Origin of the sequence: Rhodococcus mengyinensis, from assembly GCF_048381435.1 — a bacterium.
Lineage (GTDB): Bacteria > Actinomycetota > Actinomycetes > Mycobacteriales > Mycobacteriaceae > Rhodococcus_F > Rhodococcus_F opacus_D.
On the sequence record NZ_JBLWIT010000050.1, the window covers coordinates 12542 to 28868 of the forward strand.

Here is a 16327-nt window from a genome sequence, read left to right on the forward strand (position 1 = left end):
CCTGGTCGGGTGAACAACGTCGACGCAGTGGTGATCGGATCCGGTCCCAACGGACTCGTCGCTGCCGCGACCCTGGCGGATGCGGGCTGGGACGTCGCGGTCGTGGAGGCGCAGCCGACGCCCGGCGGTGCGGTGAGGTCGGCGGAACTCGTCCCGGGCTTCACGTCGGACCTGTTCAGCGCGTTCTATCCCCTGTCCACCGTGTCGCCGGCGCTCCGCGGTCTCGATCTCGAGTCGCACGGTCTTCGGTGGAGTCACGCGCCCAGCGCGCTCGGGCACGCCCGCTCGGCCGCCGACGAGGACGCGCCGGTGATCCATCCCGACCCCGCGGATACGGCCGCCGACCTCGAACGCCGTCAACCTGGTGACGGCGCCGCGTGGACGGCGCTCGTCGAGCAGTGGCACGACATCAAGGAACCGCTGCTGAGCACCTTGTTCAGCCCGTTCCCGCCCGTGCGTGGCCCGAGCCGACTGCTGCGACAGCTGGGGACCGCCGAGTCGTTGCGGCTGGCCCGATTCCTCCTCCTGCCCGCACGGCGGATGGCCCATGAACTGTTCCGCAGCGAGGCGGCACGACTTCTGTTGCTGGGTAACGCGATGCACGCCGACACCCCTCCGGACGCACCGGGCAGCGGTGTCATGGGTTACATCCTGACGATGCTCGCCCAGGACGGCGGTTACCCCGTTCCGGTGGGCGGCGCGGGCGAGTTGTCGGCCGCGATGGTGCGCCGGGCCGAGCACGCGGGTGCGCGCTTCTATTACGGCGACGCCGTGACCGGGATCGACGTCCGGTCGGGTCGCGCCGTGGGGGTGCGGACGGCGTCGGGTGGCCGTTACACGGCACGTCGGGCGGTGATCGCCGACGTCTCTGCGCCCGCGCTGTACGGGTCGCTGCTTCCGGACCACGCCGTCCCCGCCCGCGTGCGGGCCGACCTCGCGCACTTCGAGTGGGACACGCCGGTCCTGAAGGTCAATTACGCCTTGTCGCAGAAGATTCCGTGGCGTTCCCCCAGCCTGAACGGTGCGGGCACCGTCCACCTGGGGGCCGACGACAACGGACTCGTCCACTGGATGGCCGACCTGACCACCGGCACCGTCCCGTCCAGCCCGTTCCTGCTGTTCGGGCAGATGACGACCGCGGATCCCACCAGGTCGGCGGAGGGCACCGAAAGCGCCTGGGCGTACACGCATCTACCGCGCGACATCACCGACGACGCGTCCGCCGATCTGCTGGCCGCGCGAGTCGACGATGTACTCGAGGCGCACGCACCGGGTTTCTCGGAGCGGGTCGTCGGACGGGTCGTCCAGCGCCCGTCGGATCTCGAGGCGGCCGACGCGAATCTCGTGGGCGGTGCCGTCAACGGCGGGACGGCGCAACTCCATCAGCAGCTGATCTTCCGGCCGGGGCCGGGCACGTCCCGTTCGGAGACGCCGGTTCAGGGCCTGTACCTGGGAAGCGCCTCCGCGCACCCGGGTGGGGGCGTACACGGGGTGTCGGGCCTGAACGCCGCCCGCGCCGCGCTGGGCGAGGACGGACCGCGCGGGTGGCTGCGGCGGCGCACGTCGCGCGCCGTGATCGACCTGTTGTCGAAGGGACCGATACCCTAATTTGTCCCGTGCCGGGGTACCACACCGTGCAATGATCTGAGTCGTCGAATTCGGACCACGAAGGGGCATCATGCAGCATCGAGAATCATCCTTCGCCGGCGTCGGCGGAATTCCCATCGTCTACGACGTGTGGCTCCCCGAGCGGCGCCCGCGCGGCGTGCTGGTTCTGTGCCACGGCTTCGGGGAGCATGCCCGGCGCTACGACCATGTGATCGAACGGCTCGGGGAACTCGACCTCGCGATCTACGCGCCCGACCACCGTGGGCACGGGCGGTCGGGCGGCAAACGGGTCCACCTCAAGGACTGGACCGAGTTCACCGACGACCTGCACCAGTTGTTCGGCATCGCATCGACGGACTGGCCCGGCACCGACCGGTTCCTCATCGGGCACAGCATGGGCGGTTCCATCGCGCTGACCTACGCACTCGACCACCAGCAGGACCTGAAGGCACTCATGCTGTCCGGGCCTGCGGTCGACGTGACGAGCGGCACGCCGCGCATCGTGGTCGAGATCGGCAAGCTGGTGGGTCGCTTCCTGCCCGGAGTGCCCGTCGAGTCGCTCGACGCGAAGCTGGTCTCCCGCGATCCTGCGGTCGTGTCGGCGTACGAGGAGGATCCCCTCGTCCACCACGGGAAGGTGCCTGCCGGGATTGCGCGCGGGATGATCCTCGCCGCCGAACGGTTGCCGGAACGTCTGCCGTCGCTGACGATTCCCCTGCTTCTCCAGCACGGCCAGGACGACGGACTCGCGAGTGTGCACGGCACGGAACTGATCGCGGAGTACGTCGGTTCGGAGGATCTCACGGTGGAAATCTACGAAAACCTGTTCCACGAGGTGTTCAACGAACCGGAGAACGAGGAGGTACTCGACGACCTCGTCGAGTGGTTGCGGCCGCGCGTACGGGCCTGACTTCGTCGGGGGTGTTCTGCACCCCCGGACGATGGATGCCAGGATGGGCTGATGAAACGTCACGTCAGCGCCACTCTCGACATCGAGGTCACCGACGCCACCAGTCTCGAATTCAAGATCGCGGTGGCCCGGACGCCCGGTTCGGAGTTGTCGGAATCGTTGACGTTCACCCTCGACGGTAACCGTGTCGAGGCACGAGAGATGGTGGCGGAGCACGGTACTCGCGTCCACCTCCTGGACAGCGCACCCGGCTCGCTGCACGTCGAGTACTCGGCTTCCGTTCTGGGTAAGGCCGATTCGCCTCCGGTCACCGACTACGACCTGTCGAAGTATCTGCGCCCGAGCCGATATGCGGAGGCGGACAAGTTCTTCGGCTTCACCGGCGGCGAATTCAATCTGTCCAAGCCGCACTCGGAACTGCTGCAGGACATCACCACCTGGGTGGGATCGCGACTGCTGTACCAGGCGGGTTCGAGCAGATCCACCGACAGCGCCGTCGACACGATGCTGTCCGGGGCGGGCGTGTGCCGTGACTTCGCCCACCTCACGGTGGCGCTTCTGCGGGCCGTCACCATTCCGGCGCGGCTGGTGGCCGTGTACGCGCCGGGGTGCGATCCGATGGACTTCCATGCTGTCGTCGAGGCGTTCGTCGATGACGAATGGCGTGTGGTCGACGCGACCCGACTGGCGCCGCGTTCGGCACTCCTGCGGATCGCGACGGGTCGCGACGCCGCGGACACGGCATTCCTGGACAATCACGGCGGGGCGATCACGCTCGAAAACACCGTGGTGACTGCCGTCGTCGACGGCGAGTTCCCGTATGACGACTATGCGACACCCACCTCACTGACCTGACGGGTCAGGTTGCGTCCGAGAGCCTTTCGGTGAGCACGCCCACCTGAATCTTCTTGGCGTCGGCGTGCACCTCACGGCCGGCGTCGGTGACGTCGACGAACACACCTCGCCGGTCCGCCTCGCACAGCGCCCTCGCGACCAGGCCCGCCTTTTCCAGCCGGGCCACGCTCCGGGACAGGGCGCTGGGGCTGAGGTACATCTCGGCCGCGAGGTCCTGCATCCGGGGCCGCTCGCAGGTGGCGTCCATGAGTCGGTCGAGCGTCTCGAAATCGCTCATGCTCAGACCGTGGGCGTGTTGCATCTCACGATCCAACTCGCAGGCGATGGAGTTGTATCTGCTCGCGAGCAGCCGCCACGTGCCGCGCAGGTCTGCTTCAGAGCTCATGCCCCGCACCCTAGCGCGCGTCCGCAAAAGGTGCAAGCGAATTAAATGCAAACGAAATTAGTGCTTGCGCATTGATTGCACGTGCATCTACATTCTCCCTGTGACTATCAGCGACGCCACCCCGGACCTCGCCATCTCGTCGGGCGCCACCGCCACCCCGTCGACCGACCAGGCCTGGACACCCCGCCTCTGGGGCGTCCTGGCCGTGCTGTGCCTCGTCATGTTCCTCGACGGTCTCGACGTCTCGATGGTGGGTGTTGCGTTGCCCTCCATCGGAACCGAGTTGGGGCTGTCCACCACCTCACTCCAATGGATCATCAACGGATACGTACTCGGATTCGGTGGTCTGCTGCTGCTGGGCGGACGCACTGCCGACCTCCTCGGCCGCCGCCGCGTCTTCCTGATCGCACTCACCGTGTTCGCGATCGCGTCCTTGGTCGGCGGACTCGTCGACAACGGCACGCTGCTCATCGCGAGCCGCTTCGTGAAGGGTCTCGCCGCGGCGTTCACCGCACCGACCGCGATGTCCATCCTCACCACCACGTTCAAGGAGGGGCCCGCCCGCAACCGGGCGCTGTCGATCTTCTCCGTCTTCGGAGCCAGCGGCTACTCGTCCGGCCTGATCCTGGGCGGACTGCTGACCAGCGCCGGGTGGCGCTGGACCTTCCTGATGCCGGTGCCGTTCGCGGTCCTCGCCCTGGTCGCGGGCGCCGTCCTGATCCCCCGCGACCGCGCCGCCGACAACGGCGGACACGACATCGTGGGCGCCGCCACGCTGGTGTCGGGAATGCTGCTCGCCGTCTACACCGTCGTGTCGGCACCGGCCCGCGGCTGGGCCGATCCGCTCACGCTGGGCTCGTTCGCTCTGGCCGCAGCCCTGCTGGCGTCGTTCTTCGTCGTGGAGAACCGGGTGGCGCACCCGCTGGTGCGTCTGAGCATCCTCCGGGTCGGCTCGATCGTGCGGGCGAACCTCAGCATCGTCGCGCTGTTCGGCTCCTACCTGAGCTTCCAGTTCATGATGACCATCTTCCTGCAGTCGGTGCTCGGATGGTCGCCGCTGGAGATGGCGCTGGGTCTCCTGCCCGCCGGCATCATCGTGGCCTTCGGGTCGCCGTTCGTCGGACGCCTGATCGACGCGTTCGGCACGGCACGCATGATCATCGCGGCACTGACCTCGTTGAGCCTCGGCTACCTGTGGTTCCTCTTCGCAGGGAGCGACCAGCCCCACTACGCGGTCGCGATCCTGCCGAGCGTGCTGCTGCTGGGCGTCGGTTTCGCACTGGGCTTCACGTCGATCATGGCCCAGGCCACGTCGGGCGTCGACGACTCCGAGCAGGGGTTGGCGTCAGGCCTCGTGCAGACGTCCGCGCAGGTCGGTGCCGCGCTCGTGCTGGCACTCACCACCGCACTCGTCACCGCCGGCTCGCACACGGCCGCCGGGATCAGTGGCGCCGGGTTCCACCAGTTCCACTCCGGCCTCGTGCTCGTCACGGGAGTCGCACTGCTGGGACTGCTGATCACGGTGTCACCGCTGCTGCGCAGGGTGCTCAACCCCGCGTGAGACCCGAACGGCAGAACGGGTGGGCACAGGCCCACCCGTTCTGCCGTTCACATCGTTCAGGCCGAGTGCCGCTTCGACTCCGTGAGCGCGCGGGACGCGAAGTCGACAGTGAGTCCGATGATCGTGCGACTCTCCCGCAGCACCTTGCCGATCACAGGGAACGCGTGGATCTGCCCACTCCAGATGTGGGTCTCGATCTGCCGCCCCTCCCGATCGAACCGGTCCGTGATGATCTCCACGTCGGGCCGCATGATCTCGTATTCGGCGGCGGTGAGGAAAACAGGCGGGAACAGTGCCGGGTCCGCATTCACCGGGGACTGGGCGCCCGGAATCTGATCGGGCCCGGCCAGCCAGCGATCCTTCAGCTTGGCCACCTGCGACATCGGCAGGTACGCGTCACGTTTCATGAAATCGGGGTCGTGATCCTCGAGGTCGAGGTTGAGCAGCGGGGAGTACCCGATGACGGCCGCCGGGCGGGTGAGGCCCCGCAACGCGGCAACTTCCGCGACCTTCATCGCGAGATATCCACCCGCCGAGTCCCCCGCGACGATCACCCTGCTGGGGTCGTCGCAGACCTTCAGCACCTCGGTGTACGCGGTCATGGCGTCCACCAGCGACGCCCCGATCGCACCCTTGGGAAGCTGCCGGTATTCGACCGAGACGACGGGCGCACCCGAACGTGCGGCGAGCAGTCCGCACAGTGCCCGGTGGGTGGCGAGCCCGCAGAACACGAATCCGCCGCCGTGGAAGTAGAGGATGGTTGCGCCGTCCATCGACGTGATCGTGGGTCGCGGATGGGTGATCTTCTCGCACGGCACCCCGCCGAGCGAGATCGCCTCGATGTCGAGGCCCTTCGGCTTGGGAAGCCGGTCGATCAGCTCGTCGAGGGTCGCCAGCAATTCGATGCCGCGGTCCGTCGTCGGCCATATCGTGAACAGCGGTTTGACGAAAGCCCTGGCAAACCAGAACGTCATGCGCGCCCGGCGACTGACATCCCAGTGCCACACGATCGATTCACGCGTTCGCATACTGCCCTCCGTTGTATCGGACGCTTGTCCAGCCAAGTGGACACCCTAGGGCGATCCGGAGAGAAACGCACCCGAAACTTCTCACGTCCGCTCTCCGAGACCTCCCGCCACGGTAAGTCGAAGCCGCCCGTTGCCGAGCGACTTTGACCGATTTCCGTCCGATTGCGGGAGGTTCACCGAGCCAGTCGCTCCTCCAACCGAGCGATGATCTCGGTCGCAACCTGGGTGGGCGATCCGCCCACGTCCACCACGATCGCGTCCTCGTCCGGCTCGATCGGTTCGAGCGTCGAGATCTGCGTGTCCAGCAACGACGGGGGCATGAAGTGGTCGAGCCGGGCGGTCAGCCGTTCCCCGATCTGCGCCCGCGACCCGGCGAGATGCACGAAGACGACGTTGTCGCCCCGCAACACGTCGCGGTAGCTGCGCTTCAGCGCCGAGCAGGTGATGACCCCGGGAAGACCGTTCTCGGTATGTTCCCGAATCCACCCCGCGACGACATCGAGCCACGGCCAGCGGTCCTCGTCGGTCAACGGCTGCCCCGACGCCATCTTCGCGACATTCGCGGGTGGGTGCAGGGCGTCTCCCTCCTGGAGGTCCCAGCCCATGGCGCCGGCGATGATTCCCGCGACCGTCGACTTCCCGGACCCAGACACCCCCATCAGCACCAGGACCGGATCTACCGTCTGCGGCGTGCGTCCTGCAGGTTCGCGCGTACTCACGTGCATCTCACCAACCTCACTCGACATTTCTCAGCCCCCTTTAGATGAATACGCTCAGTGCGAGGACCCCGGCGAGACCGGTGACGGAGATGATGCATTCCATCACCGTCCACGTCTTCAGGTTCTGCACCACCGTGACGCCGAGGTATTCCTTCACCAACCAGAATCCCGCGTCGTTGACGTGCGACAGGAACAGCGAGCCGGAGCCGATCGCCAGCACCATCAGCGAGACGTGCGTGGAGGTCAGTTCGGCGGCGACGGGTGCGAGGATGCCGGACGCGGTGACCGTCGCGACGGTGGCCGATCCGGTGGCGACGCGGATGAGCACGGCCACGAGCCAGGCGAGGAACAACACGGGAAGGGCGCTGTCCTTGATCGCGTCGGCGATCACGTCGGCGATGCCGGTGTCGATCAGGACCTGCTTGAATCCGCCGCCGGCGCCGACGATGAGGAGGATTCCGGCGATCGGGGGCAGCGAACTCTCCAGCGAGACGGCGATGGCCTTGCGGTCCATGCCGCCACCCCGGCCGAGAAGCGCCATCCCGGCGAGCACCGCGAGCCCGAGGGCCACGACCGGCGTTCCGAGGAAGTCGAGCAGCGCCTTCGCGGGCGACTCCGAGTCGGCGGCGATGACGTCGGCGATCGCCTTGCCCAGCATCAGGACGACTGGCAGCAGGATGGCGGACAGTGTTGCGGCGAAGCTGGGCCGGCGACGCTCGGCGGCGGCTTCGGCGCCTTCCCGGTCCTCGACGGTGACGTAGAGCTCGGGGACGGGGACGTCCACCCAGCGGGCCGCCAGCTTGCTGAACAGCGGCCCGGCGATGACGACGGTGGGAATCGCGACGAGGACGCCGAGGGCGAGGGTGAGTCCGAGGTTGGCGTTCAGGGCCGCCACCGCGACCAGGGGCCCGGGGTGCGGCGGAACGAGACCGTGCATGGCCGACAGACCTGCCAGCGTGGGAATCGCGATCCGCATCAACGACAACCCCGAACGCCGCGCGACCAGGATGATGACGGGCATCAGCAGCACGAGGCCGATCTCGAAGAACATCGGCAGGCCGATCACGGCGCCGACCAGCGCCATCATCCACGGCAGCGTCCGCGGGCCCGCCCGTCCGACGAGGGTGTCGACGACGCGGTCGGCACCACCGGAATCGGCGAGCAACTTGCCGAACATGGCACCGAATCCGATCAGGATTCCGACGCTGCCCATCGTGGCCCCGAAGCCCTCGACGAACGCCTTCACCGAGTCTTGCCCGCCCAGACCTGCGGCGATACCGACGCCGACGGCGCCGATCGACAGCGCGAGGAACGGGTGGAGTTTGAGCCAGGTGATCAGCGCGATGATGACGGCGACGCCGACGACGGCAGCCGTGATCAGCCGCGCGTCGTGACCGGCACTGTCGGCCGCTGCGAGTAGTGACGCGGTACTCATTCTGTTGCTCCAGGGAGATCGGTGATGGAATTACCCTTATTCGTGACTCACGTCACTGTGCCCCATAAACCATATGATTTCAAGCCCCGGACTTATTAAGTACTACTTAGAGGCTGGATTGCGTGCCAACGTGTGTTCAATGGAGGCAACCGTGGGAACATCGGCGGATGACCAACGCAGACGGCGGCGAGTACCGGCAATTGCACGAAACGGTGCTCGATCGGCTGGGTAGCGACATCGTGGCCGGCGTCGTGGCACCCGGCACCCGGATCTCCGCCGACGACGTGGTCACCCAGTACTCCGTCTCCCGAACCGTCGTCCGCGAGGTGGTCCGGGTTCTCGAATCCCTCGGACTGCTGGCCGTGCGACGTCGCGTCGGGATCACCGTCCTGGGCGAGGAGCACTGGAATTCACTGGATCCGAGCGTGATTCGGTGGAAGCTGGCCGGCCCGCAGCGGTTCGAACAGCTGTCGAGCCTGAGCGAGCTACGGTCGGGCATCGAACCGCTCGCCGCGCGTCTCGCGGCGACACGCGCGACACCCGAACAGTGCGGGGCGCTGACGGCCGCCGTCATCGGAATGTCGTCGACGTCCCGCGCCGCGGACACGGACGCCTACCTGGCCCACGACTCCGATTTTCACCGCACGCTGCTGACCGCGTCGGGGAATCCCCTGTTGCGCGCGATGTCGCAGATCGTCGTGGAAGTGCTCGAGGGCCGCACCCGGCACTCACTGATGCCGCACGTCGCCGAGACGGAAGCAATCCGCCTCCACGGCGTCGTGGCGTCGTCCATTCAGATGGGCGACGCCGACGCGGCGGAGGCGGCCATGCGCGCGATCGTGAGCGAATCCGCGACGGCGGTCGAGCAGATGAAGGACGAAGAAGACACCCACGAGTGAGCTACTCGCGGGTGCCTTCTTCGCAGCGCGGTAAGTCCTACGCGACCGAATCCGAATGCATGGCTTCGAGTTCCAGGCCCTTCGTCTCCTTGACCCAGCGCAACACGAACACGAGGGACAGCACCGCGCACACGGCGTAGAAGCCGTACGAGATTCCCAGCGAGAAGTCCTTCATGGACGGGAACGTCACGGTGATCAGCCAGTTCGCCGCCCACTGAGCGCCCGCGGCGAGCGACAGGGCGGCGGCCCGGATGCGGTTGGGGAACGCCTCGCCGAGCAGGACCCACACCACGGGGCCCCACGACATTCCGAAGGCCACCACGAAGAGGTTGGCGGCAACGAGGGCGATAGGACCCTGCAGTCCGGTCAGCTGCGGCGTCGTGACGCCGTCCACGACGGTGGTGGACGCGGTGCCGAAGATGAACGCCATGGTCGCGAGCGTCACGGCCATACCGGCGGAGCCGATGATCAGCAGCGGCCGCCGGCCCACCCGGTCGATGTAGGCGATGGCGATGAGGGTGGTGGCGATGTTGACCACCGACGTGATGACCGTGATCTGCAGTGAGCTGCCCTCGTCGAAGCCGACTGCCTGCCACAGGACGCTGGAGTAGTAGAAGATCACGTTGATACCGACGAACTGCTGAAAGACGGAGAGTCCGATACCGATCCAGACGATCGGCATCAGGCCGAACGCGGAGCCCTTCAGATCACGGATCGACGGTTGCGTCTCGCGGGCCAGCGTCGAGCGGATGCTCTCGATCTTGAGGTCCAGGCCCTTCTCGCCGAGCAGGACCGCGAGGATGCCGCGGGCCTCACCGAGGCGGCCCTGGGCGATCAGGTAGCGGGGAGATTCGGGAATCGTCAGCGACAGCAGTCCGTAGGCCAGTGCGGGCACGCACATCGCGAGGAACATCCAGCGCCAGGCCTCGAGCCCGAACCAGAGTTCTTCCTGCGACCCGCCGGCGAGGGCCGCGAGGGCGTAGTCGACCAGGAGCGAGACGAAGATGCCCGTGACGATCGCGAGTTGCTGCAGCGACCCGAGACGTCCGCGCACCCGGGCGGGCGAGATCTCGGCGATGTAGGCGGGTGCGATGACCGAGGCCAGACCCACACCGATGCCGCCGACGATCCGGAACGTCACCAGCATCTCGACGTTGGCCGCGAATCCGGTGCCGATGGCGCTCAGCAGGAACATCACCGCAGCGGCCCGCATGGTGACGAGGCGTCCGTACCGGTCGGCGATCCGCCCGGCCAGCATCGCTCCCGCCGCGGCGCCCAGCAGCGCCGAGGCGATCGCGAATCCGAGGAGAGCGGAATCGACCTGGAACTTGCCCTCGATCGCCGACACCGCGCCGTTGATGACTGCGCTGTCGTAGCCGAACAGCAACCCGCCGAGTGCGGCGACGACCGCGATACGGACGGGAACCGAAGTGCCCTCTGCTGTGTTGCCTGGCGATTCCGCACCGGGCAACAGGACGTTTTCAGTCATGGGACTCCTCGTGAGCAAGGGGGTGATCGAGTCTCGGATCGAGCCGAGGCCTGCGCGAGAGCGCATTCGTTGTGGTGCGGAACACAGTAAGCAACGAAACAGGGAACCGTCAAGATATGAACATAAATAGGCGACATTCGCCGGAAGTATGTTCATAAATGAACGCGACTACCGTGACGAGCGCAGAGTTCACCCCACAAGCTGGTGGGAGACTTCAGCGGCGAACAGTCAGGCCGGAAGCGCGGATCGCAGACCCAGCGCGACGGCGCCGAGCACCTGCGCCCGGGGGCCGAGTTCGGCGACGCGGATGTCCAGGGAGCGAACCGCGCTGGGCACCGCGTAGCGGCCGACGACCTCGCGCATCGGCCCGAGCAGCAGTTCGCCGGCCAGCGCGAGTTCGCCGCCGATGACGAGTCGTTCGGGATTGACGAGGTTGCACAGGCTCGCTGCCGCGACCCCGACGTGCCGCCCCGTGTCGGCGAGCACCCGGATGCAGGCGGCATCTCCACCCTCGGCCATAGCGACGATGTCGGCGATGGTGAGATCGGGGCCGCGACTCGGTGCGAGCAGCCCGATCACGACGTGCGAGGCGACGAGGGTCTCGAGGCAGCCGCGGTTGCCGCAGCGGCATACCTGACCGAACTCGTCGAGCGTCAGGTGGCCGATTTCGCCTGCGGTGCCGCCTCTTCCGCGGTACAGCCGGCCGTCGAGGACGAGCCCGGCTCCCACACCGTCGGACAGTTTGATGTAGGCGAGATCGGTGGTTCCCCGGCCCGCTCCCCACATGTGTTCGGCGAGCACGCCGAGGTTCGCGTCGTTGTCGACGTGCACCGCGGTGCCGAGATACTCCGACGCGATGGCGGCCGCGTCGACACCGACCCACCCGGGCAGGATCGACGGGCCACCGACCTCGCCGGTGTCGGTCTCGAGCGGCGCGGGCAGACCCATTCCGACCGCGAGGACGGACGTACGGTCGCAGCCGAGTCGATCGAGGGCCGCGTCGAGAAGAGCGCCCGCCTGCACCACGCCATCCTCGGCGCGGTGCCCGGCACCGAGTTCGACGCGCTCCTCGGCGAGCACCTGGTGTGCCATGTCGGCGACGGCCACGGTGAGATGCCGGTGCCCGAAGTCGATCCCGACCGCGAGCCCCATCTTGCGGGTCAGTCGCACCGCGCGGCCCCGCTGGCCGGGGTGGTCGCCGCCCGGCACGGCGACCATCCCGGCCGCGGTCAATTCCTTGACCATGTTGGAGACGGTGGCGGGAGCCAACCCGGTGCGGCGCGCAATCTCCGCCTGGGTGAGCTCACCCGACGTCTGGAGCGCGCGGACCACACGGTGCTGGTTGGCGGACTTCAGCGAGGACTGAGAACCCGGCCTCTGGGAGTCACCGTTGTCACTGTCGCGCACGAATTCACCGTACCGCGCCGCTTCTCCTGCTATCGGGCGAGTGCCGCCGCCTCACGCGCGAGGCCGCTGATCCGGTCCCAGTCCTTCTTCTTCACGGCATCGGCGGGCGTGAGCCAGGATCCGCCGACGCAGCCGACGTTGGGCAGCGACAGGTAGTCGCCGACGTTCGACGTCGAGATGCCGCCGGTGGGGCAGAACCGTGCCGCCGGAACGGGTGAGTGGATCGAGCCGAGGAACTTCGCGCCACCCGACGCCTCGGCGGGGAAGAACTTGAGTTCGCGGTAGCCGTGCTCGAGCAGGAAGAGCACCTCCGAGACCGTCGCCGCGCCCGGGAGGTGCGGCAGTCCGGTGTCCGTCATCGCCTTCAGCAGAGTTTCGGTGCTACCCGGCGAGACCAGGAACTGTGCTCCCGCGTCGGCCGCCTGCGCAGCCTGCACCGGTTCCACGATGGTGCCCGCGCCGACGCAGATCTCCGGCACCTCGCTCGCGATCGCCTTGATGGCGTCGAGAGCACACGGCGTGCGCAGGGTCAGTTCGATCATCGGGATGCCGCCGGCCACCAGCGCGCGAGCCACCGGCACTGCGTCGCCGAGGTCGTCCACGACGACGACGGGGATGACCGGAACGCGGTCGAGGAGGGAGGGGCTGTTCGTCACTGAAATTTCTCCTTAGACGGGTTGGGGGTGGAAAACGCTGGCGCCCTGGGTCGCCGGTCCGACAGCGGCGCGCAGGCCGGCGAAGAGTTCGCGGCCCGTGCCGACCCATTCGTCGGCGCCCAGTGCACGACCGGTCGCCGGGCGGGCGGCCAGCTCCTCGTCGTCGAGGTGCACGTTCACGGATCCGGTGACGGCGTCGACGGTCAGGACGTCACCGTCACGCACACGCGCGAGCGGTCCGTCGGCGGCCGCCTCGGGGGTGAGGTGGATGGCCGCGGGAACCTTCCCGGAGGCACCGGACATCCGGCCGTCCGTGACCAGCGCGACCTTCCGGCCCTGGTCCTGCAGAACGCCGAGAACCGGTGTGAGCTTGTGCAATTCGGGCATGCCGTTGGCGCGTGGGCCCTGGTACCGGAGTACGGCCACGAAATCACCGGTCAACGTGCCCGCCTCGAACGCGGCGAGGAAGTCGAGCTGATCGTCGAAGACCCTGGCCGGAGCGGTCACCACGCGGTGGTCCGGGTGGACGGCAGAGGTCTTCATCACGCAGGAACCGAGATTTCCGGTCAGCATCTTGAGCCCGCCGTTGACGTCGAACGGATCTTCCGGTCCGCGCAACACGCTGGTGTCGAGGCTGATTCGCGTACCCGGCTGCCATTCGACGCCCTCGCCCGACAGCTTCGGTTCCTCGGTGTAGCGGCGGAGCCCGGGGCCGACGACGGTCTTCACGTCCTCGTGCAGCAGTCCCGCGTCCAGCATCGAGGACACGACGTAGCCGAGTCCACCGGCGGCGTGGAAGTGGTTCACATCGGCCGAGCCGTTGGGGTAGATCCGGGCGAGCAGCGGCACCACCGCGGACAACTCGGACAGGTCGTCCCACGTGAGCGTGATTCCGGCGGCGCGTGCGATCGCCACGAGGTGCATCGTGTGGTTGGTCGAACCGCCGGTGGCGAGCAGCGCCACGCAACCGTTGACCACGGCCTTCTCGTCGACGACCTCGCCGACCGGCGTGTAGTCGTCGCCGAGTGCGGTGAGACCGGTGACGCGCCTTCCCGCCTCCGACGTCAGTGCGTCACGCAGCGGGGTACCGGGGTTCACGAAGCTCGACCCGGGCAGGTGCAGGCCCATGACCTCCATGAGGAGCTGGTTGGAGTTGGCCGTGCCGAAGAACGTGCACGTGCCCGCGCCGTGGTAACTCGCCGCCTCCGCGTCGAGCAGTTCCTCGCGTTCGGCCTTGCCCTCCGCGTACAACTGCCGCACGCGCGACTTCTCGTTGTTGGGCAGACCGGATGTCATCGGCCCGGCCGGGACGAAGATCGTCGGCAGGTGACCGAACCCCAGGGCGCCGATGAGCATCCCCGGCACGATCTTGTCGCACACGCCGAGCATGAGGGCGCCGTCGAACATGTCGTGGGACAGTCCGATCGCCGTCGCCATCGCGATGACGTCGCGGCTGAACAGCGACAGCTGCATGCCGTCGCGGCCCTGAGTGATGCCGTCGCACATCGCGGGGACACCGCCGGCGAACTGGGCGATGCCACCGGCCTCCATGACCGCGGCCTTCAGCTGCCGCGGGAAGTGCTCGAACGGCTGGTGGGCCGACAGCATGTCGTTGTACGACGAGACGATCGCGATGTTGGGCTTGACGAAGCTGCGCAGCGCCTTCTTGTCGGCCGGGCCGGACGCGGCGAAGCCGTGTGCGAGGTTCGCGCAGGCCAGCTTGCCGCGCGCCGGGCCGCGGTCCCCCGCCGCCCGGATACGGTCGAGGTAGACCGTGCGCTCGGGTTTGCTGCGCTCGATGATGCGTTCGGTGACGGCGGCGAGGACGGGGTGCACGTCGGCCGTCGGTGTGGGTGCGTCGGTCATGCGGTGACTCCTTCGTGCCAGGCGCGGCCGTCGCGCTCGATCAGGGTGGTCGCGTCGGTGGGTCCGTTGGTGCCGGCCGGGTAGCGGCGCGGGGCGCGCTCGGACTTCTCCCAGCCGACGAGGATCTGCTCGACCCACTCCCAGGCGGCCTCGACCTCGTCGCGGCGCATGAACAGGGTCGGGTTACCCCGGACCACGTCCATCAGCAGCCGCTCGTAGGCGTCGGGTGACGGACGCTTGAACGTTTCGATGTAGTTGAGGTCCAACGACACCGGCTTGAGTCGGATACCGCCGGGGCCAGGTTCCTTCGCCGTCATGTGCAGCCGCATGCCCTCGTGGGGCTGCAACTGGATCACCAGGCGGTTGGGTTCGCTGTGGCCCTCGCTGCCGGGGAACATGGGGTGCGGGACGGGCTTGAACTGAACCACGATCTCCGAGCAGCGCCGGTCCATGCGCTTGCCGGTGCGCAGGTAGAACGGAACGCCGGCCCAACGCCAGTTCTGGATCTCGGCCTTGACGGCGATGAACGTCTCGGTGGTGCTCTCCGGGTTCTCGACGTCCTCCTGGTATCCGGGGACGGCGATCCCGTCGGCCAGGCCGGGGCCGTACTGGCCTGCGACGGTGCAGCTTTCGACGTCCTGCGGGCTCATCGGCTTGAGGGCCTGGAGGACCTTGAGCTTCTCGTCTCGCACGGTCTCGCGGTCGACGTAGGTGGGCGGTTCCATCGCGACGAGGCAGAGCATCTGCAGGAGGTGGTTCTGCAGCATGTCGCGCAGGGCACCCGCCGACTCGTAGTAGCCGCCGCGACTGCCGACTCCGAGCGACTCGGCGACGTTGATCTGCACGTGGTCGATCGACGAGGAGTTCCACAGCGGTTCGAGGAACGTGTTGGCGAATCGCGTGACCAGAAGGTTCTGGACGCTCTCCTTGCCGAGGTAGTGGTCGATGCGGAAGATCTGCGATTCCTCGAACACGGCGCCGACCGCGTCGTTGACGGCGCGGGCCGAGGCGAGGTCGTGTCCGATCGGCTTCTCCAGCACGACGCGGGACTGTGCGTCGGCGAGACCATTCAGGGCGAGGTTGTCACAGATCGGCCCGAACAGACTGGGAGCGCAGGCCAGGTAGAAGACCCGGATCGAACCTTCCCGCGCGGCGAGGCACTCGCTGAGGCCCGCCCAGTTCGCGGGGTCTGCGGCGTCGACGGAGACGTATTCGAGGCGATTGAGAAATCGCTCACAGGTGTCCGAATCCAGCTGATCGCCGGAGACGAACCGCGCGAGTTCTCCTCGCACCTTGTCGCGGTAGCCGTCGGTGTCGAGACCGGCTCGCGAGGCACCGATCACGCGGGTTTCTGCGGGCAGCTGGCCGTCCCTGTCGCGCAGGTAGAGCGCAGGAAGCAGCTTACGAACCGCCAGGTCGCCGGTCCCGCCGAACACGACGAAATCGCACGGTTCCACGGTGGTCGCTGGTGACATGTCATCTCCCTCTGAAAGCCGGATGTGTGGGCCG

The 16327-nt window shown here is 67.6% G+C and carries 14 protein-coding genes; 5 read left to right on the plus strand and 9 right to left on the minus strand.

The features are described 5' to 3' along the window. The first annotated feature begins 9 nt into the window (after positions 1–9). The 3 genes from ACNJ7E_RS09180 (at position 10) to ACNJ7E_RS09190 (ending at position 3373) form a co-directional block, all read left to right on the plus strand. Positions 10–1608, plus strand: coding sequence for a phytoene desaturase family protein (locus ACNJ7E_RS09180; protein WP_418339665.1), 1599 nt, complete (start codon positions 10–12; stop codon positions 1606–1608). Positions 1609–1678: 70 nt separating this feature from the next. Beyond that, entirely contained in the window at positions 1679–2518 is an 840-nt protein-coding gene (locus ACNJ7E_RS09185) for an alpha/beta hydrolase (protein ID WP_418339666.1), read from the plus strand. Between the two features lie 51 nt (positions 2519–2569). Next, complete coding sequence (locus ACNJ7E_RS09190) at positions 2570–3373, plus strand: transglutaminase-like domain-containing protein (RefSeq protein WP_164059878.1); 804 nt, start codon at positions 2570–2572, stop codon at positions 3371–3373. Between the two features lie 4 nt (positions 3374–3377). Here the strand turns inward: ACNJ7E_RS09190 and ACNJ7E_RS09195 are convergent, their stop codons facing one another. Beyond that, a complete protein-coding gene (locus ACNJ7E_RS09195) occupies positions 3378–3758 on the minus strand; it encodes a MarR family winged helix-turn-helix transcriptional regulator (RefSeq protein WP_009475022.1) in 381 nt (126 codons plus the stop codon). Between the two features lie 64 nt (positions 3759–3822). On the opposite strand from ACNJ7E_RS09195, the gene ACNJ7E_RS09200 reads away from it, so the two are divergent. Next, positions 3823–5319, plus strand: a complete 1497-nt coding sequence (locus ACNJ7E_RS09200; RefSeq protein WP_317568248.1) for an MFS transporter — start codon at positions 3823–3825, stop codon at positions 5317–5319. A gap of 56 nt (positions 5320–5375) precedes the next feature. Here the strand turns inward: ACNJ7E_RS09200 and ACNJ7E_RS09205 are convergent, their stop codons facing one another. The 3 genes from ACNJ7E_RS09205 to ACNJ7E_RS09215 form a co-directional block, all read right to left on the minus strand. After that, a complete protein-coding gene (locus ACNJ7E_RS09205; protein WP_317568247.1) occupies positions 5376–6347 on the minus strand; it encodes an alpha/beta hydrolase in 972 nt (323 codons plus the stop codon). A 173-nt stretch (positions 6348–6520) separates the two neighbouring features. After that, positions 6521–7072, minus strand: coding sequence for a gluconokinase (locus ACNJ7E_RS09210; protein WP_105415478.1), 552 nt, complete (start codon positions 7070–7072; stop codon positions 6521–6523). Between the two features lie 34 nt (positions 7073–7106). After that, on the minus strand, positions 7107–8501 hold the full coding sequence (locus tag ACNJ7E_RS09215) for a GntP family permease (protein WP_105415481.1): 1395 nt from the start codon (positions 8499–8501) through the stop codon (positions 7107–7109). Positions 8502–8668: 167 nt separating this feature from the next. Between ACNJ7E_RS09215 and ACNJ7E_RS09220 the strand changes: the two genes are divergently transcribed. Beyond that, entirely contained in the window at positions 8669–9400 is a 732-nt protein-coding gene (locus ACNJ7E_RS09220) for a FadR/GntR family transcriptional regulator (RefSeq protein WP_005251406.1), read from the plus strand. Positions 9401–9437: 37 nt separating this feature from the next. Here ACNJ7E_RS09220 and ACNJ7E_RS09225 read toward each other — a convergent pair whose 3' ends face one another. The 5 genes from ACNJ7E_RS09225 to zwf all read right to left on the minus strand — a co-directional run bounded on the left by ACNJ7E_RS09225 (position 9438) and on the right by zwf (position 16293). Beyond that, positions 9438–10889 (minus strand): sugar porter family MFS transporter, encoded by a 1452-nt coding sequence (locus ACNJ7E_RS09225; protein ID WP_418339667.1) that lies wholly within the window; start codon positions 10887–10889, stop codon positions 9438–9440. A gap of 228 nt (positions 10890–11117) precedes the next feature. Then, on the minus strand, positions 11118–12296 hold the full coding sequence (locus ACNJ7E_RS09230) for an ROK family transcriptional regulator (protein ID WP_418339668.1): 1179 nt from the start codon (positions 12294–12296) through the stop codon (positions 11118–11120). Positions 12297–12325: 29 nt separating this feature from the next. Beyond that, positions 12326–12952: a bifunctional 4-hydroxy-2-oxoglutarate aldolase/2-dehydro-3-deoxy-phosphogluconate aldolase gene (gene eda, locus ACNJ7E_RS09235; protein ID WP_280780437.1), complete on the minus strand. Its 627-nt coding sequence runs from the start codon at positions 12950–12952 to the stop codon at positions 12326–12328. 12 nt (positions 12953–12964) lie between these two features. After that, complete coding sequence (edd, locus tag ACNJ7E_RS09240) at positions 12965–14818, minus strand: phosphogluconate dehydratase (protein ID WP_418339669.1); 1854 nt, start codon at positions 14816–14818, stop codon at positions 12965–12967. After that, a complete protein-coding gene (gene zwf / locus ACNJ7E_RS09245) occupies positions 14815–16293 on the minus strand; it encodes a glucose-6-phosphate dehydrogenase (RefSeq protein WP_105415489.1) in 1479 nt (492 codons plus the stop codon). Before zwf ends, edd begins: the two co-directional genes overlap by 4 nt. Positions 16294–16327 lie beyond the last annotated feature (34 nt).